General features: G+C 39.5%; 22 protein-coding genes. 21 read left to right on the top strand and 1 reads right to left on the bottom strand.

All coding sequences use genetic code 11. The features are described 5' to 3' along the window. On the bottom strand, positions 1 to 242 hold a 242-nt coding region (locus tag BP27_RS0105275), incomplete at its 3' end, for a helix-turn-helix domain-containing protein (protein ID WP_027850396.1). 89 nt (positions 243 to 331) lie between these two features. On the opposite strand from BP27_RS0105275, the gene BP27_RS15310 reads away from it, so the two are divergent. The 21 genes from BP27_RS15310 to BP27_RS0105170 all read left to right on the top strand — a co-directional run bounded on the left by BP27_RS15310 (position 332) and on the right by BP27_RS0105170 (position 23,381). Beyond that, positions 332 to 964, top strand: coding sequence for a sulfotransferase (locus BP27_RS15310; protein WP_051610340.1), 633 nt, complete (start codon positions 332 to 334; stop codon positions 962 to 964). 23 nt (positions 965 to 987) lie between these two features. Beyond that, positions 988 to 1,356, top strand: coding sequence for a hypothetical protein (locus tag BP27_RS0105265; RefSeq protein WP_027850661.1), 369 nt, complete (start codon positions 988 to 990; stop codon positions 1,354 to 1,356). Continuing rightward, a complete protein-coding gene (locus tag BP27_RS0105260; RefSeq protein WP_027850660.1) occupies positions 1,353 to 4,877 on the top strand; it encodes a hypothetical protein in 3,525 nt (1,174 codons plus the stop codon). The genes BP27_RS0105265 and BP27_RS0105260 overlap by 4 nt, the downstream gene beginning before the upstream one ends. 33 nt (positions 4,878 to 4,910) lie before the next feature. Continuing rightward, complete coding sequence (gene aepX, locus BP27_RS0105255) at positions 4,911 to 6,209, top strand: phosphoenolpyruvate mutase (protein ID WP_027850659.1); 1,299 nt, start codon at positions 4,911 to 4,913, stop codon at positions 6,207 to 6,209. A gap of 16 nt (positions 6,210 to 6,225) precedes the next feature. Further along, a complete protein-coding gene (aepY, locus tag BP27_RS0105250) occupies positions 6,226 to 7,344 on the top strand; it encodes a phosphonopyruvate decarboxylase (RefSeq protein WP_027850658.1) in 1,119 nt (372 codons plus the stop codon). Next, positions 7,341 to 8,480 (top strand): phosphonoacetaldehyde reductase, encoded by a 1,140-nt coding sequence (locus BP27_RS0105245; RefSeq protein ID WP_027850657.1) that lies wholly within the window; start codon positions 7,341 to 7,343, stop codon positions 8,478 to 8,480. The genes aepY and BP27_RS0105245 overlap by 4 nt, the downstream gene beginning before the upstream one ends. Positions 8,481 to 8,500: 20 nt before the next feature. After that, positions 8,501 to 9,460, top strand: coding sequence for a sulfotransferase (locus BP27_RS0105240; RefSeq protein WP_027850656.1), 960 nt, complete (start codon positions 8,501 to 8,503; stop codon positions 9,458 to 9,460). Positions 9,461 to 9,491: 31 nt separating this feature from the next. After that, the gene (locus BP27_RS0105235) at positions 9,492 to 10,673 is read left to right on the top strand and encodes a UDP-N-acetylglucosamine 4,6-dehydratase (protein ID WP_036239444.1); all 1,182 of its coding nucleotides are present in this window, start codon (positions 9,492 to 9,494) and stop codon (positions 10,671 to 10,673) included. A 3-nt stretch (positions 10,674 to 10,676) separates the two neighbouring features. Beyond that, positions 10,677 to 11,828: a LegC family aminotransferase gene (locus BP27_RS0105230; protein ID WP_245597811.1), complete on the top strand. Its 1,152-nt coding sequence runs from the start codon at positions 10,677 to 10,679 to the stop codon at positions 11,826 to 11,828. A 98-nt stretch (positions 11,829 to 11,926) separates the two neighbouring features. Beyond that, the gene (locus tag BP27_RS0105225) at positions 11,927 to 12,214 is read left to right on the top strand and encodes a type II toxin-antitoxin system HicA family toxin (RefSeq protein WP_036239441.1); all 288 of its coding nucleotides are present in this window, start codon (positions 11,927 to 11,929) and stop codon (positions 12,212 to 12,214) included. Continuing rightward, positions 12,207 to 12,686 carry a toxin-antitoxin system HicB family antitoxin gene (locus tag BP27_RS17100; protein ID WP_051610338.1) on the top strand — a complete coding sequence of 160 codons (480 nt, stop codon included), beginning with the start codon at positions 12,207 to 12,209 and terminating at the stop codon, positions 12,684 to 12,686. The genes BP27_RS0105225 and BP27_RS17100 overlap by 8 nt, the downstream gene beginning before the upstream one ends. Continuing rightward, complete coding sequence (locus BP27_RS0105215) at positions 12,679 to 13,164, top strand: hypothetical protein (protein WP_027850652.1); 486 nt, start codon at positions 12,679 to 12,681, stop codon at positions 13,162 to 13,164. Before BP27_RS17100 ends, BP27_RS0105215 begins: the two co-directional genes overlap by 8 nt. A 2-nt stretch (positions 13,165 to 13,166) precedes the next feature. Next, complete coding sequence (gene neuC / locus BP27_RS0105210; RefSeq protein WP_027850651.1) at positions 13,167 to 14,333, top strand: UDP-N-acetylglucosamine 2-epimerase; 1,167 nt, start codon at positions 13,167 to 13,169, stop codon at positions 14,331 to 14,333. Further along, on the top strand, positions 14,330 to 15,226 hold the full coding sequence (locus BP27_RS0105205; RefSeq protein ID WP_027850650.1) for a methionyl-tRNA formyltransferase: 897 nt from the start codon (positions 14,330 to 14,332) through the stop codon (positions 15,224 to 15,226). The genes neuC and BP27_RS0105205 overlap by 4 nt, the downstream gene beginning before the upstream one ends. Next, positions 15,223 to 15,891: a PIG-L deacetylase family protein gene (locus tag BP27_RS0105200; protein ID WP_027850649.1), complete on the top strand. Its 669-nt coding sequence runs from the start codon at positions 15,223 to 15,225 to the stop codon at positions 15,889 to 15,891. The genes BP27_RS0105205 and BP27_RS0105200 overlap by 4 nt, the downstream gene beginning before the upstream one ends. Continuing rightward, entirely contained in the window at positions 15,888 to 16,964 is a 1,077-nt protein-coding gene (neuB, locus tag BP27_RS0105195; protein ID WP_027850648.1) for an N-acetylneuraminate synthase, read from the top strand. The genes BP27_RS0105200 and neuB overlap by 4 nt, the downstream gene beginning before the upstream one ends. After that, the gene (locus BP27_RS0105190; protein ID WP_027850647.1) at positions 16,957 to 17,616 is read left to right on the top strand and encodes an acetyltransferase; all 660 of its coding nucleotides are present in this window, start codon (positions 16,957 to 16,959) and stop codon (positions 17,614 to 17,616) included. Before neuB ends, BP27_RS0105190 begins: the two co-directional genes overlap by 8 nt. Then, entirely contained in the window at positions 17,609 to 18,658 is a 1,050-nt protein-coding gene (locus BP27_RS0105185; protein WP_027850646.1) for a nucleotidyltransferase family protein, read from the top strand. The genes BP27_RS0105190 and BP27_RS0105185 overlap by 8 nt, the downstream gene beginning before the upstream one ends. Beyond that, the gene (gene pseF / locus BP27_RS0105180; protein ID WP_027850645.1) at positions 18,658 to 19,344 is read left to right on the top strand and encodes a pseudaminic acid cytidylyltransferase; all 687 of its coding nucleotides are present in this window, start codon (positions 18,658 to 18,660) and stop codon (positions 19,342 to 19,344) included. Before BP27_RS0105185 ends, pseF begins: the two co-directional genes overlap by 1 nt. A 3-nt stretch (positions 19,345 to 19,347) precedes the next feature. Beyond that, the gene (locus BP27_RS0105175; RefSeq protein ID WP_027850644.1) at positions 19,348 to 19,863 is read left to right on the top strand and encodes a hypothetical protein; all 516 of its coding nucleotides are present in this window, start codon (positions 19,348 to 19,350) and stop codon (positions 19,861 to 19,863) included. 8 nt (positions 19,864 to 19,871) lie between these two features. Beyond that, positions 19,872 to 23,381 carry a hypothetical protein gene (locus BP27_RS0105170; RefSeq protein ID WP_027850643.1) on the top strand — a complete coding sequence of 1,170 codons (3,510 nt, stop codon included), beginning with the start codon at positions 19,872 to 19,874 and terminating at the stop codon, positions 23,379 to 23,381. Positions 23,382 to 23,448 lie beyond the last annotated feature (67 nt).

Below are 23,448 nucleotides of genomic sequence, written 5' to 3'. Positions count from 1 at the left end.
ACAACACCCCAAATAGGCTCAATAAAGCGTTTTTTTGAGCGTTGTTTGATCCTTTCTTCGGTAAATTCGTGAGCCTGTTTAGGCCGATATCCACGTTTGCCTGTATTACGTTTAAGCTCTCGACTAATGGTTGATTTGTGAACACCAAGCGTTTTAGCGATCTCAGTTTGGGTTAAATTGTTATCAAGCAGGGCAGATATTTGGTATCGTTGCTCTCTGGTGAGCTGTGTGTAGTGTCTCATGTTTGCTTCTCATTCTTGGTCGATTGAAAAGCATAAGATGCTACAGCAGCTTGCCATCCAATCCTAGTTTAATGAGTTGCACTTGAGAGTTGAATCCAGGAATTAAAAGACCTTATAGTAAGATACTAAGAAAATATAATATTGAAAACTTTGAAGACTATGTTTTTCAATATCAAGATTTTTTTTGTAATGATATAGTTAAAGAACCAGGGTTAACTTTTGAATACTATGATTTAAAAAGATGCTTCCCTAATGCTAAGTTTGTAATAATTGTTAGAGAACCAAAAGATAATATTCGAAGTATTTTAGATCGTTTAAAAATCCCTGGCAATCTTGAAAACCTAATTGTTAATGATTGGCCCGAGCTAAAAAAATCACCCGCTTGGCAAATTAACTTAGATTCTTGTTGGCTAGATTACTGTTCTAAATCCTATATTGATTCTCTAGCTTATCGCTGGAAACTATCCTCTGATACTTATTTAAAAAACAAAAATGATTTTATATTATTTAAATACGAGGACTTTTTAGCTAACAAAAAAGATTCTATAGAAAAACTGTCTTATAAGCTATCGTTACCAGTAAAAAACGACATTACAAGTTATGTTGATAAGCAATACCAACCTAAAGGCAACAAAATAAATAATTACAAAAAATTTTATGGTGATAACTTAAAATATATAGAAGAACATTGTATTGAAAATTCAAAAAAACTAGGGTACTAATAGAATATAAGGCTGTAGTAAATATGAGTATCTCGAAAAAATTAATCAATCCTGATAGCTTAACAAAAACATTAAAAAACATTGTAGCATTCTCAAAAAAGCATGATAAAAACATTTTTATAAAACGTGCAGAGTATTTAGAAAAAAACACACTAACTACCAGCTTTATTTTAAATAATCATTTAACTAAACAAGCCAGCAGGTTTTCTGAAAACATACCTGTACCTGTTAATAAGGGTAATCCAAAACCTTTAATCTTGTTTAACGCTCTAAAATCCACCACTGACCCTTCTTCTGACCTGCTAACCTACAAAGGCATCAACCTGGGTTCTGCCATTAATATGAAGCTGTCTGTTCAATTGGCTTCTTTGCTAAAAGATAAAGATTTATGAGTATTTCTACTAACCAGCCTAAAGCGATTCTTTTACCTTCTATCCAGCGTACCAGTACCGATTTAATGGACCTACTCCATTACTATACCGAGCCGGTTACTTTGCTTGTACCTGCTACTTTTTTTGATGCTGCTTCTGCCAATAAGCTGGTTACCGACTTAGTTTCGGTTAAGCCTTTGCAGTCTAAGGTTACCGATAGATCGGCGCTGTTAAGTGAATATGAAAAGAAGGTTAAACAGTTAGACTTTAGCGGTGAAGTTACTGAGCCTTACCAAAAAGAAGTTAAAGCGCTGTTAGAAAGAAGCCTGCCTGTTAGCTTAGAGCTAATTGATGCTTTAGAAGAGGCCCAAGAAGACTATCAGTTAATTGGTTTTTTCACTTCTAACGAGGCTTTCCCGCGTGAACGTATTATGCGTGATTGGTCTAGTCAGCAAGGTGTTCCGACCCTGCACATTAACCATGGGCTTATTTTAAGCGAGCCGGGTGGTGCTTATTGGGATTTTGCTACCGATGTAATGACTACCGCCTGCCCTAACGAAGTCGATTCTTTACAACATGCTTTTAATAAGTTGCCTAACCCACCCAAATTAGAAATTACGGGTATGCCTTCTTGGGACAAGTACGCACTGTTAACTGGTGAAGCGCAAATTGCTAACTTCCGTGCTCACTTGGGTTTAACTATAAATCAGCAACTGGTTACTTTTTTTCCTACCTTTCGTAATACTAGTTTAATACATGACCCAAAACTACCAGACCCTCACCTTAAAGGCATTCAAAATTTTATAGCATTAGCTGCTAAATTAATAAAAAGCTTGCCTGAAACGGTATTTATTATTAAAGACCGACCTGGCAACCAGCAGTTTATGGATGATTTTGTGGCTCTTGAAGCGTCTAAACAAGGCTTAACCTCTAAACAGCTACGCTATGTGTTTGATCATGCGGAACCCTATGTTGCTTCCTCTACTTTAGTCCTTTCTCCTAAGTCAACTATTTCTAGCGAGGCAATTCTTTGTGAAGTGCCTTATATTCATATTTTTGAAGAACTTTGGGAGCCTTTTGCTTATGGCCCTGAAGCTCAGGTAGCGCATACACATACTAGTGAAGCAGTAGAGTTTGTTCATAAGCTATTAACCCAACCAAATGAATTAGAAGCTATAAGAGAAGCACAAAGATCCTCTAACCAATTAACAGGCCCAGGCAGAGATTTTTGTTCTTCGCTTAGGGTGGCTAGGGTTATGGCGGAGTTAATCGGTGAAGCACACATTGTTGAGCAAATAGATGCTGACTTGCAGGCTTGGGCAGAGTTTTTAGCTGCTAACCCCACTTTAAGTACTGATGATTTGTTAAACAATGCGAATAACCCCTTACGCTTTCATTGGCGCAATGTGCAGAAATTGCTAACGTTTGATGAGCGTTTTTCTGAAGAAGATGTTTATAGCACTTGGTTAAAGCATAAAGAAGCCTTGCCAGTCGATGAGCAGTTAATGACTGAGCGCATGCAAACTATGTGGCATTCACAGCCAAGCTTTCACCTTATTTATATTGTTGATGCATCATTATTTGGTGCTTTAGCAAATTCGTTAGTCAGTTTAGATAACCAAGCTTATCAACACTATGGTATTAGCATTATTAGCTCGGCCGCCTGCCCAGACGAGTCATTATTAACCCTAAGCAACTTACAGTGGATAGTGGCTGAACAACCTTTTGATAAGCTTAATACTGTTATTAACGAGGTAGAGAGCGACTGGGTAATCTTGTTGCAACCGGGTGATCAGCTACTACCCGATGCACTGTTTAACTTTGCTGACTATGCCAACTTTAAACCCGATTGGCTGGCAATTTATGCCGATGAAGACCACCACGATAGCCCAAACTTTAAACCAGATTTTAATCATGAACTGCTGCTTTCTACTAATTACATTGGACAATGTGTTGCCTTAAGGCGTGATGCCATTCTTGGTTTAGAAGGTTTGTCTAGCCTTGCCTATGTACAAAATGAAGATTTTTTACTTCGTCTAACTGAACGCATGAACTCATCAACCATTGGGCATATCCCTATGATTGCTAATCATCGCGGTTCAGTGCTAGATGAAACGTTAAAATCAGAAATCGTTGAAATGACTGGTAGTTTAATACGTCAAGAACACTTGCAACGTTGTGGGCATAAGGATATAGAGGTTTTGCCTGGTTTAAAACCTGTCACTTGGCAGGTTAAGTACCCCTTAACTAACCAACCTAGCGTTGTGCTATTGCTGCCTATACTTGAATGGCATGAAGCCGTAACAGACTGTATTCAATCTATTTTACAAACCACTAGCTACCCTAATTGGAAGCTTTGCCTAGGCGCACCCAAAGAGTTAATTAACTCACTTCCAAAAGAACTGGTTAACTCTGAGCTGATTGAAACCATTGAGTTAGGTTCAACAAACTCTAAAGTAGCTGCCTACACTCAACTAGCAGCCACTCAACCTAATGCAGATTTTTATTGCTTGTTAGAAAGTGATATTCACTGTGTACAATTGGATTGGCTAGAGCGTTTAGTTATGCATGGGCAAAGACCTAAAGTTGCTTTGGTAGCGCCTAGGTTAGTAAGGCCCAGCGGGCGTATTTTTAGTGCCGGGCAAGTGTTAGGTATGAATGGTGATGTGGATGATCTTTTTCAAAACTTTCACCTTGAGCAAGATTTAAACAACCAACCACGTGCTTGGTGCGATCAAAACTTTAGTGCACTTAATGCTAGCTGTGTACTTATTAGTCGTAAAAACTTTGAAACGTTTGGCCTAAATACTAATTACCCTAACTGTTTTTACCTTGCTGATCTTGGGCTACGTATGCAACTAAAAGGACTAAATTTGCATTGGACACCCTATGCAAATGTTGCTTGCCAAGGTTTGATAAAACAACAAAAAGATGAGCTAAAACACAAAGAGTTACCTAGCCTTTATAAAGATTGGTTTGATGTGTTAACCCATGACCCAGCACATAACCTAAATTTAGAATTACGGAATAGTGGTCATTTACCACAAATCTCACTTGTTACTACTTGGCACCCAGCTTTCCGCCAACAACTTAGAGTTTTGCTTGTGCCCCTTCATATAGACAGCAATTGCACTAAGTTAATTGGCACACTTGGGTACTTTTTAAAAGAAATTGAAGAAAATGGAAAAGTTCGCATCAGCAGTAGTACTATCGAACTGCTAGCCAAAGACTATGAGTTGCCTAACTTAATAGAACTAGCCCGTGCCGATGCAGACCTAGTTATATTTTTTGGTGAAGAGGTAGGCTTTAGCAAAGGCTTAGCTAAACAACTGAAAAGCTTAACTGAATGTAAAGTTGCCGTTTATACAGAGCATACTTTAGCCAACACAAGTTGGGCTGACTATACAGACGCTATTGATATACACTTTAGCGCAGACTCGAAGACTAAAGGCGCTGTGTATATTCCTAAAGTCGATAAAAAGTTACAAAAACAAGCTATTACCAATATTACTAAGCGGTTAGAACAAGCAATATTGGGGTAGAGTAAAACATTTTATAAGGTTAAAAATTTTAAAATGAAGAAAGTTTACGTTGGTATGAGCGCAGACTTGGTCCACCCAGGTCACTTAAATATTTTACAGGAAGCCGCTAAGCACGGCGAAGTGATGGTTGGTTTGCTCACAGATGCTGCCATTGCTAGCTACAAGCGCATTCCCTACATGGAGTTCAGCCAACGTAAAATTGTGATTGAAAACATTAAGGGTGTTAGCCAAGTAGTACCACAAGAAACCCTTGATTACGTGCCTAACTTGCGTAAATACCAACCCGACTTTGTTGTTCATGGTGATGATTGGAAAGAAGGTGTTCAAAGCCAAACTCGTGCTAAGGTCATAGATGCTTTAGCAGAATGGGGCGGGCAGTTAATCGAGGTGCCTTACACAAAAGGCATTTCTTCTACCCAGCTGAATAAAGCCTTAAAAGAAATCGGTACTACCCCTGAAATTCGCTTAAAATCTTTGCGGCGTATGCTACAGGTTAAACCTTTGTTACGTTTTTTAGATATTCACAATGCACTAAGCGGTTTAATCATCGAACATGCTGCGATTGACACCCCCCAAGGGCAGCGTCAATTTGATGGTATGTGGGGCAGTTCTTTAACTGATTCCACAGCCAAAGGTAAGCCCGACATTGAAGCTGTAGATGTGTCTGCACGTATGACTACTTTAAATGAAGTGCTTGAAGTTACCACTAAGCCGATTATTTATGATGCTGATACCGGTGGCCAAACAGAACACTTTAAATTCACAGTAAAAACCCTAGAACGCTTGGGTGTTTCTGCGGTAATTATTGAAGACAAAACTGGCTTAAAGAAAAACTCTTTATTTGGTAACGATGTGCCTCAAACCCAAGACAGCATTGAAGGTTTTTGTGAAAAAATTAAAGCCGGTAAAAAAGCCCAATGCACTGATGATTTTATGATTATTGCACGCATTGAAAGCTTGATTTTAGGTAAAGGCCAAAACGATGCCTTTGAAAGAGCCCAAGCTTACCTAGCTGCTGGTGCTGACGGGATTATGATTCACAGCCGTGAAAAAACACCCGATGAAATTTTTGAATTTTGTGATCGTTACGCTACTTTGCCAAACCGTAAGCCTTTAGTGGTTGTACCTTCAAGCTACAACACTGTCACTGAACAAGAATTACAAGACCGTGGCGTAAATATTGTTATTTATGCCAACCAGTTATTACGTAGTGCTTACCCAGCCATGATGGATACTGCTAAATCTATACTGACTAACCAACGCTCAGCAGAATGTGATGCACGTATGCTATCCATTAAAGACATTCTTGAACTGATTCCAGGCACTAAATAATGCAGGTATTAAAACAATGATAGACCCTAAGCAGTTTGTAGACTGCCTAGCTGAGCAAGGCATGGATTATTATGCCGGTGTGCCCGATTCTTTATTAGCTGATTTTTGTGCTTATGTTGATGACCTAGGTGTTGCTGGTAAGCACACCATTACCGCCAATGAAGGTAATGCAGTGGGTATGGCAACTGGCTACCACATGGCAACTGGCAAAGCTGCCGTGGTGTACCTACAAAACTCTGGGTTAGGCAATGTTATTAACCCACTTACTTCCATAGCTGACAAAGAAGTTTACAGCATTCCTATGCTACTAATTGTGGGTTGGCGTGGTGAGCCTGATGTTAAAGATGAACCCCAGCATATTAAGCAAGGGCGTATTACCGCTGAGCAGTTAGAGCTATTAGAGATTCCTTACCAAGTGGTTGATAAAGACTCCAATGCTACTGACTTGGCAAGTTGGGCTAAGCAACAACTCGATACCACCCAAGCGCCTGTTGCTTTGTTGGTCAAAAAAGGTGCTTTTGCCAGTTATAAAAGCCAACGCAAACCTTCCATGCAATCGAGTCTTAAGCGTGAAGAAGCTTTAAATGCTTTACTGCCTTTAATGGGTGATGCTTGCGTGGTTTCTACCACGGGCAAAACCTCACGCGAAGTATTTGAATTAAGAGCGCAAAGAAAAGAACAACAAAGGGATTTTATAGCCGTGGGTGGAATGGGGCATACTCTATCCATCGCTTTAGGTGTTGCCATGGGCAAGCCTAATAAACAAGTGGTCTGTTTAGACGGTGATGGTTCACTATTGATGCACTTGGGCGCTTTACCCATAGTAGGCAGTATTGCACCGGCTAACCTAGTGCATGTTTTGTTAAACAATGCTGCTCATGAATCGGTTGGGGGTCAACCCACTGCCGCTGACACCACCGATTTTAAAGCCATTGCCCTAGCCAGTGGTTATACCGCTTATGCAGTCGCTTCTAACTTAGAAGAATTAACCCAATGCTGGCAAGAGCTAGTTAAACAAAAAGGCCCAGTATTGCTTGAAGTACGTATTACAACCGGGTCACGTGATGACCTTGGTAGACCCACAAGCACACCTATTGAAAATAAACACGCCTTTATGGATTGGGTTGCAAAATGAATGAAACCTTTAACCAATGGCAGTTCTATAACCCTGTAAAGACTTTTGCTGGGCGTGGAAGCCGTGTTCAATTGGTTGACCAGCTTAAAGATAAAAAGCTTTTAATTGTTACCTCCCTGCGTGGTAAAGCACAGTTTTTAGAGGACACAATTTTAGCTAAGGTGGCTGAAAACAATAGAGTTACTTGGCTAGACACAGTTAAAGAAAACCCTGGATTAACAGACCTTCAAGCAGATATTAACCAGCTTGAATCGCTACAAGTTGACGTTATTGTTGCTTTTGGTGGTGGTAGTGCCATGGATGCTGCCAAGGTTTTACGCCTAGGGTTAGCTGTTGAAGGTAAAAATACATTAGCAGAATTGCTAGCAAACCCAGACCTGCACCCAGACGCTAAACAACTACCCCTTTATGCCTTACCAACCACGGCTGGCACCGGCAGTGAAGTAACACCTTTTGCTACAGTTTGGCACCATGAAATTCACAAGAAGTTATCTTTGGGTGGCGATAACGTCTTCCCAAGCGTTGCCATTATTGATGCTGAATTAACCGATAGCCTGCCACTTAGTGTAACGCTATCAACGGGGTTAGATACCATTAACCAAGCCGCTGAATCTGTTTGGAATAAAAATGCTAATAGTTTAACTTTGGGTTATGCAACCCGTTCATTACAGTTAGGGCTAAACGCCTTACCTATTTTAGTTGCTGGTAAAGGCGGCAAACTAGAACGTGACCAAATGGCTGAAGCCAGCTTATTAGCGGGATTAGCCATTAGCCACACCCGTACAGCTTTATGCCACTCTATCTCTTATCCACTAACAGCACATTTTGGTGTGCCGCACGGTTTGGCTTGTGCCTTCACCATGCCGGAAGTGTGTAAACTTAACCTAATAGCTAACGATGGGCGGTTTACAGAACTAGCCCAAGCCCTCACGAGAAAAGCAGAACCAGAAGCCCTCTATGATATGTTTTTAGAGCTAAATACAAAACTAGCAGTTGCTGAAAAGGTTAAAAGCTATATTCCTAACTTAGAGAGTTTGCTGGCACTAGAAGGTGAGATGTATGATCCATGTAGAGCTGGTAATAACCTAGTAAAACCAAAAGCTAGCGATATAACTAAAATACTAAATAACGCATAATTAATTATTAAAGGATTTCAATGAATAAAGTTTTAATCTCTGGTCTTTGGTACTCAGGATCTAGTGCAGTATGTGATTTACTAAGGCAGCATAGCAAAGTTCAAATGATGCCTGACAACACTACTGAAGGGCTTCCAGAGTTTCATGCATACAGTTTAGGGTGGGTAGATGAAATTATTAAAGCTATTGACACCAGCCCACAAAAAAAACTTGACACTCTAAAAGAAAACCTAATAAGAAGCACTGTAATTAACTCATTTAGTAATACTGATATGCTCCCAGAAATATTTCAAGAGCAAATCAAATATATTGGTGTGGACCTATTACAAAAAACAAGTTATTTGTTTGATGTAAACAACAAATCAAAAAACAAAAGCGAACTATTTTCAGATCATTTTAGAAATTACATAGATTCAATTTCTAAAATACATAACAATAAAGAAAAAACACACCTAGTTTTTGATCAAGCAATAGCTAATTATTCTGATAAAGAAACATGGCAAAAATTATTTACAAAATCAAAACTTATAATTGTTGAAAGAAATATTTTAGACCAAATAGCAGACTGCCAAAAGCACTCTACATTTTTCTGGATAGTAAAAGGCTTCACCTCGGCTAAAGATTTTGTTATTGACCAAGAAAAACAACGGAAACAACTTTATGAAAAGTATAAAGGTGATAAAAATGTTTTCTTTTTACGCTTCGAAGACCTTATAAAAAACTATCAAGATACAAAACTGAAAATACTTAATTTTCTTGATCTTGATGCAAACAACTTAACATTAGAAGGCAAACACCTTGATCCTAGTAAGTCTTTAAAAAATATAGGAAAGTATAAAGATTTTCTTACAGAAGCTGAAATAGATTCAGCTAGGTCAGCTTTAGTTGATTGCCAATATTGTTATGACCTAGAGGAAAGTAAAGTTTCAAGTGAAATGGATAGGTTAAAAATGATGCGCAGCCTACTGAAAAAACAGTAGTACATTAACCATTAGTTACTTGGGTTTTAAAATGCTTCCTCTCATCGGACGTTCACACGCTCTTTTCTCTGAGGATTTAGCTACAAACAGTAAAAAACTGTCTAAAGTAGTCTCCTCTTCACGCTTTTTGGTTTTAGGTGGTGCAGGTTCTATCGGCCAGGCGGTGGTTAAAGAAATCTTCAAGCGCCACCCTAAAAAGCTGCATGTGGTTGATATCAGTGAAAACAACCTAGTGGAGTTGGTTAGGGATATTCGGAGCTCTTTTGGCTATATCGAGGGTGACTTTCAAACCTTTGCTTTAGATATTGGCTCGCTTGAATACGATGCTTTTTTTAAAGCCGATGGGCAGTTCGACTATGTTCTTAACCTGTCTGCACTTAAGCATGTTCGCAGTGAAAAAGACCCTTACACCCTAATGCGCATGATTGATGTTAACGTCTTTAACACTGATAAAACGTTGCAACAATGCATAGCTAAAGGTGTTAAAAAGTACTTTTGTGTTTCTACCGACAAGGCGGCTAACCCTGTCAATATGATGGGTGCGTCTAAGCGTATTATGGAAATGTTTTTAATGCGCCGTAGTTTAGATATTGAAATTTCTACTGCTCGCTTTGCTAACGTGGCTTTTTCAGATGGTTCTTTACTGCATGGTTTTAATCAGCGTTTAGAAAAACGTCAGCCCATCGTTGCGCCCAATGATATTAAACGCTACTTTGTTACCCCTCAAGAATCTGGCGAACTCTGCCTTATGTCGTGTATTTTTGGTGAAAATCGGGATATTTTCTTTCCTAAATTAAGCGAAAACCTGCACCTAATATCCTTTGCTGATATCGCTGTTAAATACCTGGAACAAAAAGGCTACGAGCCTGTGCTATGCGCCACGGAAGATGAAGCACGCAAGCTAGCCAAAACACTGCCCGAACAAGGTCAGTGGCCTTGCTTATTTACAGGCAGCGACACCACCGGCGAAAAAGACTTTGAAGAGTTTTACACTGCCGCTGAAACCTTGGATATGCAACGCTTTAGCAACTTAGGCATTATCAAAAATCAACCAGAATTTGACCCAGAGCTATTGCAGATGTTTGAAGCCAGCATACAAACCATGAAAACTAATTTAGCTTGGGAAAAAGACGATTTAGTTAAACTCTTCTTTAAAATGCTGCCAGATTTTGGGCATAAAGAAACCGGTAAATACCTAGATGGTAAGATGTAAAGAATGAATAAGATGCCCACTCAGCTAGTGAAATTTGTTAGAGACCTTTACGCTACCCAAGAATTTATTCCACTTCACGCCCCAACCTTTGCTGGTAACGAACAAGCCTACCTAGCCGAAACCATTACCAGTACTTTTGTGTCTAGCGTGGGTAAATTTGTTGATGAATTCGAGCAAAAAATTCAAATCTTTACCCAAGCTAACCGTGCCATAGCAACCGTGAATGGCACCGCTGCGCTGCATACCGCATTGCATTTAGCCGATGTAAAAGCTGGTGATTTAGTCATAACCCAAGCACTGACTTTTGTTGCCACCTGCAACGCCATTCATCACCTAGGCGCTAAACCCATTTTTATAGATATAGCGCCAGACTCTTTTGGTTTATGCCCCCAAGCCACTGCAAGCTGGTTAGCAGTCCATGCCATGCTAGACACAGATGGAAACTGCCGACATAAACCCACAGGAGCAGCCATTAAAGCCATCTTGCCCATGCACACCTTTGGTCATCCAGTGCAGTTAGATGAATTGCTTACCCTTTGCCAAGAATGGAATTTAACTCTAATTGAAGATGCCGCAGAAAGCCTTGGCTCTTTTTATAAAGGCCAGCACACAGGCACCTTAGGGCGCTTTGCTGCATTAAGTTTTAACGGCAATAAAGTGATTACAACGGGTGGCGGCGGCATGTTGTTGTGCCGCGAAGTAGCAGACGGCATTCGCGCCAAGCACATCACCACAACCGCCAAAGCGCCACATGCTTACGAGTTTTACCACGACGAAGCAGGCTTTAATTACCGCATGCCCAATTTAAATGCCGCGTTAGGTTGTGCGCAAATGGAACAGCTAGAAAGCATGTTAGCTAACAAGCGTAAAATTGCGGAAAACTACCAAAGCTTTTTTGCCGCTACCGATTACCAGTTTGTTAAAGAACCAGACTATGCGCATTCAAACTATTGGTTAAACGCCATTGTTTGCCCAGATTTAGCCAGCCGCAACCAGCTGCTAGAAACCACCAATGCCCAAGGCGTAATGACCCGCCCGGTATGGCAGCTAATGCACCGCCTACCCATGTTTGCTGATGCGCTGCGTGGTGACCTAACCCATTCAGAATGGGCTGAAGCCAGGCTAGTGAATCTACCTAGCTCGCCGGTAATATAAACCCTTCTATGTTTCTTTATATCAAAGGTAATAGGTTCGCTCTTCTTGCTTGAAAAACCTAAAAATGACACCATGTGCAGCGTCAATGGATTAGTGAAATGAAAGTTAGCTACGCAATTACAACGCTTAAGCAAAAGAAAAAAAGCACCCGCTGTAATGAGCTTATAGAAATATTACAAAAGCTTGGGTTTATAGTTCGTGATGGGCGTCGTGGCGGACATAAACTTTATATTCACCCAAATCTTAGAGAGTTTTTAGGTGGTAGCTTTAATTGCGATCATGGTAAAAACCCACAAATTAAACCTGTCTATGTACAGAGGGTTATCAAAACACTAGAAAATTTTGAAGGTGAGCTTTCATCGTTAGAAGAGCAAAAAAATGACTAAAGTTAACTCCAGTAAATACACAATAGAAATTCGTTTAGGTGAGTTTGAAGGCGAAACCTGTTACGAAGCAAAAGTAAAAGAGCTTCCAAGTCTTGCAGAATACGCAGACACCCACGAAGAAGCTTATGCCTTAGCTTTAGATAGCATAGAAACCCTTGCAGAAATGCACACAGAACTTGGAAGACCCTTTCCACAACCACTGCAAAACGCTGTAGCCGACTACAGCGGAAGGGTAACACTACGCCTGCCCCGTGGCCTGCATCAAAGTTTAGCTATCAAGGCAGAAGAAGAAGCTGTCAGTTTAAATGCTTTACTGGCAAACGTGTTAGCTAGCTACGTGGGTTTTGGTACGCATTTTAAGCAAACTACAGAGAAATGGCAGACGTTAGAAAATAAAACACCCACAGCAAAAAGTACGGCTAAGGTACATAACCTACGTGAATACCAAAACCTAGCAGTAGTAAATGAGTAATACCATGGCTACAGACCAGCTAAAATTAGCCCAGCAAAATTTAGAGTTTGAAAGTCTTTTTCAAAACTCTGTTCAAGCTGAGCTAATGAATGATTTTGAACCCAAACAAACCATTACAGCAAAAAACAGCCTAAACATTCAATTTAGACATGCTGTAACCAGTTCCATGGTTTTAGAGATTACAAACCAAAACGCACAATACAAAATATTCAGAGTTAAAATCACTGTTGGTCTGCGTTACCTTAAAGCTAAGAACAATCAAGACGTAGTAGCAAAAATAGAAGCCAACTACTCGATTGATTACTTAGTTCAAAATGAAGAACTATTAAATAATCAAGATGCACTCGATGAATTTGCATTAAAAAATGCTAGCTATCACCTATGGCCCTTTTGGCGTGAGTTTGCTATGGCGCAAGCACAGCGCATGAGCTTACCGCCCGTAGCATTACCCATGCGCCTGCCTGTAGAGGCAAAATAACCATGAAAAAAATCGCTGTTTTTACAGGTACTCGCGCTGAATATGGATTGCTCTATTGGGTAATAAAGTACCTACATGAAGCACCAGAAGTTAGTTTGCAATTAATGGTTGGTGGTATGCACCTATCACCAGAGTTTGGTTATACAGTTAAGCAAATTGAAGAAGATGGCTTTTTGGTTACTGAGCGTTTGGATTTTCTTTTATCTTCAGATTCACCTGTAGCAATAAGTAAATCTATGGCCTTAGCTACGATTAGTGCTGCTGAAGCTTTTGAAAGAAACCAGCCTGACTTGTTGGTTGTTTTAGGTGACCGCTTTGAATCCATGGCAGTGTCTCAGGCGGCAATGATTGCACGTGTGCCCATAGCTCATATTCATGGTGGCGAAACAACAGAAGGCTTAATTGATGAAGCTGTGCGCCATTCAATTACTAAGATGGCGCACCTTCACTTTACTGCTACAGAAGCTTACCGAAAAAGAGTCATTCAGTTAGGAGAGCATCCAGAACTAGTGTTCAACACAGGTGCGCCTGGCATAGATAGCATAAAAAAACTACCGCTAATTTCTAAAAAAGAATTATCCAGCGCAGTTGGTTTTAATTTAGATAAACCTTACTTTGTTGTTACCTACCATCCAGTTACATTGGAGGTTGGAGGTGGCTCAATATCACTCGAATATTTGCTAGCTGCGCTTGATGAGTATCCAGAATATCAAGCAATTATTTCTTACCCTAATGCAGATACAGATGGTCGGCGACTTATAAAAATTTTAGACAAATACCAAGAACTGCATCCAGATAGAGTGTTTTTAGTCAGGTCATTAGGGCAATTAAAATACTTGAGTGCATTAAAGCATTGCGTTGCGGTTCTCGGAAATTCTTCAAGTGGCTTAATTGAAGCGCCAACCTTTGGTGTACCAACACTAAACATAGGCAATCGGCAAAAAGGACGCTTATGTGGTGAAACCGTAGTAAGTTGTGGTGAAAGTAAAACAGAAATCTTGGCAGCAATGAAAAAAATATTAAACCCAGACTTCCAAGAAAGTTGCCGTAAAGCTATAAATCCCTACGGTAGTGGCAATGCTTCAGAAAAGATTGTAAAACAACTGCTTTCACACTCTTTAGATAACCTCTTAGAAAAATCATTTTATGACATGGAGTGTGATGAATGAAAATTGGGTTTATAGGTTGTGTACAATCCAGTTATAAGGCTTTAGAGACTCTACTTACTCTTAAAGCGGAAAAAATTGAAGTTGTTGCAGTCGTTACTAAGCAACAATCAGTTGTAAATGCTGACTTTGTAGATTTAGCACCGCTTTGCAAAGATAATAATATCCCATTTCATTATGAAAACCCGAGCCAAAAAGAGCTAAGCCTAACTTTTTTAAAAAAACATAAGCCAGATGTGATTTATTGTTTCGGTTGGAGTTATTTGCTTGATAAAGAAACGCTTGATTTAGCGTCTTATGGTGCAATTGGTTATCACCCCGCACCACTTCCAAAAGCTAGGGGAAGGCACCCAATCATTTGGGCGCTTGCTCTTGGTTTAAAAGAGACAGCTTCTACCTTTTTTAAAATGGATGAAGGTGCAGATTCAGGACCTATTTTAAGCCAAGAAATAGTTACTATTGAACCTGAAGATAATGCTACAAGCCTTTATACTAAGCTTTTAACTATTTCAACTGAACAAATAATTGAATTTAGTAGAGCTTTAGCTAGTAAAACAGCCAGATTTTCTCCTCAAGACCCCAGCAAAGCAACTTATTGGCGCAAGCGTACACGAGCAGATGGTTTAATTGATTGGCGAATGCAGGCCGATAGTATCCATAATTTAGTACGTGCTTTATCGCCACCTTACCCAGGGGCTGAGTTTGTTTTCCATGAGCGGCATTTGATATTACAAAAAACCTATTTAACAGAGACTACCTTTTCAAAGCATATTGAACCAGGTCGTATTTTAGAACTAGACAATACCAAGGTTTTAGTAAAATGCGCTGATACAAGTGCGTTATGGATAGAGCAGCCGCAGCTCGCTGAAAGTATTAAAGTTGGTGATTATTTATGAATAAAATTCTAGTCATTGCACCCCACGCTGATGATGAAACCTTGGGTTGTGCCGGTGCTTTGTTACGTCATAAAGCAGAGGGCTGCCAGATTCATTGGTTACTCGTCACTGGCATGTCTGAAGCAAGCGGTTTTAGTAAAAACCAAATTACTACACGAAACAATGAAATCAAATTAGTGGCTGAACAGTATGGCTTTGACTCTGTAAGCCAGCTTGGCTTACCACCAGCAGCTTTAGAAACTTTACCAATAGGTAAATTGATAGGTGGAATTAGCAAAGTTATTAATGAAGTAAAGCCTCAGACTGTTTACGTAACCTACCGAAATGATGCACACAGTGATCACGAACTAGTTTTTGATGCAGCTATGTCTGCTACCAAATCTTTTCGTTATCCTTTTATTAAAAGGGTACTGGCCTACGAAACCATTTCTGAAACTGATTTTGGTATGAAACCAGAAGATGGTGGTTTTCGCCCAAATGTCTATGTAGATATATCTGCTTACATACAAAAAAAGCTCGATATTATGGAAATATACCAGTCAGAAATGGGTAACTTCCCTTTTCCACGCAGTCGTAAAGCACTAGAAGCCTTAGCTACTCTAAGAGGTGCACAAAGCAATTGTCATGCTGCTGAAGCTTTTATGCTAATTAAGGAAATAATATGAGTATTAAAATCATTGCTGAAGCAGGCGTTAACCATAATGGCAGTGCAGAGTTGGCTTTCAAACTAATTGATGCCGCCCATGCTGCGGGTGCGGATGTTGTTAAATTCCAAACCTTTAAAGCCAAAAACCTAGTCACCCAAAGTGCGCAACAAGCTGAATACCAAGCTCGCAATACTGGCGTTTCAGAATCGCAGTTTTCTATGCTAAGTCGCTTAGAGCTAGATTATGCAACCCATCATGAGCTAGTGGCTTATTGTCAAAAATTAGGCATAGAGTTTTTATCTACCGCTTTTGACCAAGAAAGTTTAGAGTTTTTGGTGAATAACTTACAGCTTAAAACCCTAAAAATTCCTTCAGGCGAACTAACCAATGCACCTTTTGTACTAAAACACGCCCAAACTGGCTGTGATTTAATTGTCTCGACTGGCATGGCTAGCCTAGCTGAAGTTGAAAACGCCTTAGCAGTAATTGCTTTTGGTTTAACCAGCAAGGCAACCGAGCAGCCCAGCGAAGAAGCCTTTGCGCTAGCTTATGCCAGCCAAGCGGGGCAAGCAGCACTGAAAGAAAAAGTTACCCTATTACACTGCACAACAGAATACCCAGCGCCCATTAAAGACGTTAACCTAAAAGCCATGCAAACCTTAGCCAGCGCCTTTGGGCTAACCGTAGGTTATTCAGACCATACCGCCGGTATCAACATTCCGATAGCAGCCACCGCTTTAGGCGCACAGCTAATTGAAAAACACTTCACCCTAGATAAAACCCTACCAGGCCCAGACCATAAAGCATCTTTAGAGCCAGACGAATTAACCGCTATGGTGCAAGCCATACGTGATGTTGAACAGGCATTAGGCAGCGGCATTAAAAGCCCACAACCTTCAGAAATAAAAAACCAAGCCATAGCGCGTAAAAGCTTAGTTACAGCCAGTAGCATACAAGCTGGCGAATTGTTTACCGAACAAAACTTAACCACAAAACGCCCAGGCGATGGTTTATCACCCTATTTATATTGGTCTTTATTAGGAAAAACTGCACAGCAAAACTATGCAGAAGGCGAGCTTATTCATGGCTAAGCCTTTAGTGATGTTAGGAGCAGGTGGTCATGCTTCGGTGCTAGCAGAAATTCTTTTTGCAACCAAGCAACCACTCTTGGCTGTAGTAACGCCAGACATTATTCAGCCCACTAGCCTTTTAGCAGGTTTACAGCAAATAACTGAGGATAAGTTATTGCTAAACAGCTTTGGGCCAGAAGAGGTTGATTTAGTGAATGGCCTAGGTTCTGTGCCAGGTAATGATTTACGTTATAACTTGTTTAATTATTTCACCGAGCAAGGCTATTCCTTCGCTTCAGTTATTTCGCCACATGCCCTTGTTTCAAGCTACGCAAAGCTAGATGAAGGCGTACAAATAATGGCAGGCGCAATAATACAAACCAATGCCACTATTGGTAAAAACACCTTAATTAACACCGGTGCAATAGTAGAGCACGACTGCATAATAGGCGTACACAACCACCTAGCGCCTGGCACTACTTTAAGCGGAAATGTTACAACCGCTAAGCAAGTACATATCGGCACTGGTGCAAATGTAATTCAGGGAATACAAATAGGTGAGCAGGCTGTAATAGGTGCGGGTGTAAGCATTGCCAAAAATGTCCCTGCACAGCAAGTCATCATTCCAGCAGCTAACCGAATTGCAACCCAAGAGAAGATTGTTAATGACTGATTGGAAGCGAGTTGTAATTAATTCCCAAGCCACAATTCGTGATGCGATGCGTGTTATAGATAAGGCCGCTTTGCGGATTGGCTTAATTTGCGATGAACAAAACAAACTACTTGGCACAGTGACCGATGGTGATATTCGTCGTGGGTTGTTGGTGGATTGTGAAATGCAAGACCTAGTTGCCAAGGTAATGAACAAAAAACCAACTACAGCACCGCTGACTAGCTCTCGTGAACACCGCTTAAAACTGATGGATAAGCATGATTTACTCGCTTTGCCTTTGCTAGATGAAACTGGCTGCCTAGCGGGTTTAGAAACACTTCATCAAGCTTTGCAACCCACCAAAAAAGCTAACCCCGTATTCATTATGGCAGGTGGTTTTGGTACACGCCTTCAGCCTTTAACTGACCACTGCCCCAAACCCATGCTGCGTGTGGGCGATAAACCCATGCTAGAACACCTAATCAACCAGTTTATTAAGCAAGGTTTTCATCAGTTTTATATTTCCACCCACTATATGCCTGAACTTATCCACCAACATTTTGGTGATGGTAGCCAGTGGGGAGTTAAAATTACTTATGTGCATGAAACCACACCGCTGGGTACAGGTGGCGCACTAGGACTTCTACCTAAAGACCTGCCTCAACTACCATTAATTATGATGAATGGTGATGTGCTTACCAAAGTAGATTTTTCTAAACTACTAGAACACCACCAAGCACAAAAATTTGATGCCACCATGTGTGTACGAGAAGATGAACACCGCATTCCTTTTGGTGTAATAGAAACAGAACAGCAACTTATTACTACCATGGTAGAAAAACCCACTTATCGCTATAAAATAAATACTGGAATTTATATATTAAACTCAGAGATTATTGCTAAAGTAAAAACAGGGCAACCGATAGACTTACCAACACTCCTTGAAAAAAATAGACAAGCAGGTAAGCGTATAGGAACCTACACCAGCTATGATTATTGGCTAGATATAGGCCAGATGAAAGACTACCAAAAAGCCCAGCAAGATATAGAAAGGTTGTTTTAATGAAAATTGCAATCATCCCAGCCCGTGGTGGCAGCAAAAGATTGCCAGGAAAAAACACCAAAGACCTAGCAGGCAAACCTATGATTGCCTGGACTATAGAAGCAGCATTAAAAAGTAAAGTTTTTGATTATGTTTTTGTTAGCACAGATGACAAGGGCATAGCCAAAATTGCTAAAGAATACGGTGCAAAAGTACCTTTTCTACGTCCTGATGAACTAGCATCAGATGAAGCAACAACCAATGATGTCGTAACGCATTTGGTTAAATGGTTTGAACAAGAGCATAGCCAGCAAGCCTCTACTATTGCTATCCTTCAACCCACATCACCACTAAGGAATGCACAGCATATAAAAGAAGCCATGCAGCTAATGGAAGAAAAGTCAGCAAAAGCAGTGGTTTCAGTATGTGAAGTAGAGTACCCCATCCAATTCTGTAATACCCTAGGCACAGACGGCTCAATGGACGGTTTTATTAAACCTAAAAACCTAAAAAGAACACAAGACCTAGAGCCTTATTATCGACTAAATGGTGCTATGTATCTTTTTCAAAGAAGTTATCTAAACAAACTGAGCAAGCTCTATAGTTCAGGTACCTATGCTTATCTAATGAGCGCTAACCAATCTGCAGATGTAGACACTTTAGAAGATTTCCAAATAACAGAATATATTTTAAAAATACAAGGGTGAATAATGAGTATACCTGATTACACATCAGAAGAATTTGCAAATCTAGTAGCAAGCCAAACTTTCTGTGGAAAAAATGCCTGGCTTAGACTAATGAGTTGGCTAGAGGTCGATAAAAGCTTCCAAGGTTTTATGCAAGATTGGAATAGCAAAATAGCTCCATATTATCATCAAGAAAACATTGTTGCTGCCGAGTTACCTAATATTAATAAGTTTCTAGTAGTGCATTTTGAAAGCATTTATTCTGCACAGTTTATTCTAAGGCTTTATCAACTTGCAAACAATGATATAAAAAAGTGGATATTTACATCGCTCAATAGTGAGCAGCAAGAAGTTCTTTATTTTTGGGATTTAGATAGCAAAGCTGATGCTGCAAAAGGTTATATTGCAGATAACTGGCTTTCCTCTATTGACAACACTGATTTAAATATTAATAAAACCCCACTCTACACATCCATTAATTCAGAAATATTTGCTACGATTGGTAAAATTTCTAACTTAGCTCAGAAAAGAATACGTTAGGGTAACTCATGAAAAAAAATGCAATTATATCTACATTACTAGATCGCCAAATATTAATACTTAACCCTTTACTAAATGAAACTAGTTTTGACTTAATTACACCAAAACTATTTACTTCCACTCACAAGGCTATAGCAAAAAGCCATGATGTTAAATGCATCACTATTGAAAACACTTTTAGCACCGAAGAAGAAGCATTAATAAAAGAAGAGGCAGAGTTAAAAAATACTTTACTAGATAAAAACAAACCTAAGCTAGATAAATTTTTAAAAGAGAACAACTATCAATCTAGTTTTTCTGACTACATTATTGAAAGTGCAAAAAAAAGAACAGAGAAAATAATAACTCTGTACAAGGGGCTAGATAAATTAAAAGAAGAATATAATATAAAGGCCCTGTTAACTAATCAGGAATACCTTATTCATGAGGCTACTTTAGTCCAGTGGGCAAAATATAACAACATCCCTTCAATTCATTTATGTCATAGCCCTTATGTTGCAAGGAATTTAGGCTCTATACGTCAATTTATAGCTGATCACCTTACTCTAACCACCTCGCGATGCATTGATACTTTAGATGATATGGAAACAGGGAAAGGACAGAAGCATATAACTGGCCTTGTAAACTGGGATAGTTATAGAACAATAGAGTTAAATAATATTATTGATTTAAAAACAAAGCTTACAATACCTGACGAAGCTTTAGTAGTAAGTTTTTTTACAACCTATGCTGTACATGAGAATGCAACTTCTGATCCTTTAACTTATGAAAAAACTCTAGATGCATTTATGGAAGCAGCAGCAAAAATAAATGAAGAATCAGAAAGGTCGGTGTTTTTTATTATTAAAGATAGGCCTTCAGGTGTCAGTTTTAGTAATCAACGTGCCAATCATTTAGCAAAAAAACTAGGCTTAGAAAACAATTTTGCCTACATATTTGATAGGCCTGAGAGCGTTATCTTAATATCTGACATTACAGTTTCACCAGGGTCTAGTATTGCAGTTGAAAGTATGGCTATGGGTTGCGCTACAATAGAGCTAGTTTCTCGTCAAGTATTTTTAGGTGGGTTAATTTACGCTGCTAATGATGGTGTAGCACAATGTGAGGCTAAAGATTTATATTCAACACTAAGCGAGTTAATTTATGACGAAGACAAAAGAGAATCACTAACTAACCTTTCATCTAATAATAATAAATATGTATACCCAACAATAGAACTAAGCGCCACAAAAAAAGCCACAGCTAAAATTCTAGAAATCATCGGAGAAAAAGAATTATCTGACAAAGTTTTAGACAATGATAGTTTCTATGATAATTTAAATACTCAAGGTTATGATCATAGATTCTATATTAATGATAAATTTAAAATATGGCGTACTAGCACTCAGCCTAACGAGCTAACAGGTCAATTAATGGGTGAGCGGTATAATGCATGGAAAAATCAACCTACCTTTCACCTGCTTCTTGTTGTTGATGAATCATTGTTTAATGCCTTAGCAACAACACTAGATAGTTTCGAACTACAAATTTATAAACATTATGGCATTACAATCTTAAGTACTGCTCCATGTCCAATTGAAGACCTAAGTAAGCAAGAAAACATTCAATGGATACAAGCAGCAACCCCTTTTGAAGCAATTAATCAGGCCATAGAAGATATTGATGCAGACTGGATAATGCAGCTCTGGCCAGGTGATGAACTGCACCCCCAAGCACTTTTCAACCTAGCTGATTATGCTGATTTAAACCCTGATTGGCTTGCTATTTATGGTGATGAAGTACTAGTTAAGTTAAGTGATAAAAAACTAGATAATGATGAATCAAGATTGGGTACAAGTTTACCTGAAGATCCAGCCTTTAAGCCTGACTTCAACTTAGACTTGCTTAGGTCAACTGATTATGTTAATCGCTGCGTAGCTTTCAGAAAAGACGCATGGCAAGCCCTAGGCGGATACCAAGCCTATGCCTACCGACAAAACGAGGATTTAATTTTTCGCCTTGCTGAAAGGATGACTATTCCGGCTATAGGTCACGTACCTTATATATTAGTTAACCGTTCCCCTTATACGGATCAATTGATAGATAGTAATAACTATGAAAAGTTAGGTTCCGAAATTAGACTACAACACTTGGTACGCTGCGGCTACAATCAAGCTAATGTTAATGCTGGCTTATATCAGGGTGTTTATAATATTCAATACAACTTACCAGATCTAACAGTAAAAGCAGATTTGTTAGTTGCAACACCTGCTTTAGATACTAATTTGGCAAATTTTATTCGATCCTATCTAAAAAGTAATGCCACAAATCAAACTCTACTCTACTTGGCAATACCTACTGATACAGTAGATTTTACTGCTTGGTTAATTGAAGAAAAGCTAACCTTTAAAGACCACCAGCCTAAGCTTGTTCCCTTGCACTCTTGGCAAGGTGAACTAGCCGCATGGCGTGAACTGATTTCTGCTTCAGAATCAGAACTTGTAATTTTTGCTTTAAATCGCCTGCGTTTTGTTCAGCCTACTTGGATTGATGCATTATTAGATCAACTACAAAGGCCAGATATTGCTATGGCTGCACCACGTTTAGTATCAACTAACGCTAGCATCTTAAGTGCCGGGCAAATACTTGGTAAAAATGGTTTAGTTGGTGATTTATATGAAAACTTCTTTTTAGAGCAAGAGGTAACCGGCCTACCTAGAGCCTGGTGTGAGCAGAATTTTAATGCACTTAATCCAGCCTGCCTTGCAGTAAAACGCTCTAAACTTATGGAGCAAGGTGGCTTTAGTTCTGACTTCACTAGCTTATTAGCAGTTAATGATTTACAAATTAAACTCTGTTTAGCAGGTAACAAGCTAGTATGGACACCCTTGAGTAGCGTTGTACTTGTTGGTAGCAATAACTATCAGCTTATGCCTGAAGATAAACAACTATTTAAGAAAAACTGGTTTGCTCTACTTACTCATGATCCAGCTTTTAACCCCAACCTAGCTTTACGAGGCTCTGGCTTAGACGCTGATGATTTGCTTGCAGGTAAATGGCACCACCAGCATCGGCAACGCCCTAGAGTTTTGACACTTATATCTGACCCTAACCCTGAACAAATACACCTCGGCCAAAGCTTAACTAAAATATTTGTGAGCAATGAATTAAAAGAACAAGTGCAAGTGCAAAACTATAGCCACCTGTCAGCTGCTAATGCTGCTGTGGTTAATTCTATTGAGCTAGCACGCCTGCAACCCGACCTTTGTATTTACTCTGGCAAACCTGAAGCCTTTACAAATACTATTGAAGACCTTGCTGGCAATACCACTATTCAACAATGGGTTTTGGTGAGTAATGAAGCAGATTTTCAGCACTGGAAAAAAATGGAAACCCATCTAACAGGTTATTTAATAGCCGATATGAAGCTTTTTCAAAGCTTGAGTTGCGAGGTAAACATACGACTAGTGCTAGATAGCAACACTGAAGAAATATGCAGCAAACGCCTTGTTGCCTGGGTTGAAGAGGTTTTCAACTAGTAAATAAAAAAATTAAAGTTTTATTGGTTAGTACCGATACATCTACTGTCCCCGGACATTCTTTCTA

The organism is Marinospirillum insulare DSM 21763, from assembly GCF_000686905.1.
Classification (GTDB): Bacteria; Pseudomonadota; Gammaproteobacteria; order Pseudomonadales; family Halomonadaceae; genus Marinospirillum; species Marinospirillum insulare.
Note: the sequence above shows the minus strand (reverse complement) of the source record. Positions and strands in the feature narration are given on the sequence as shown.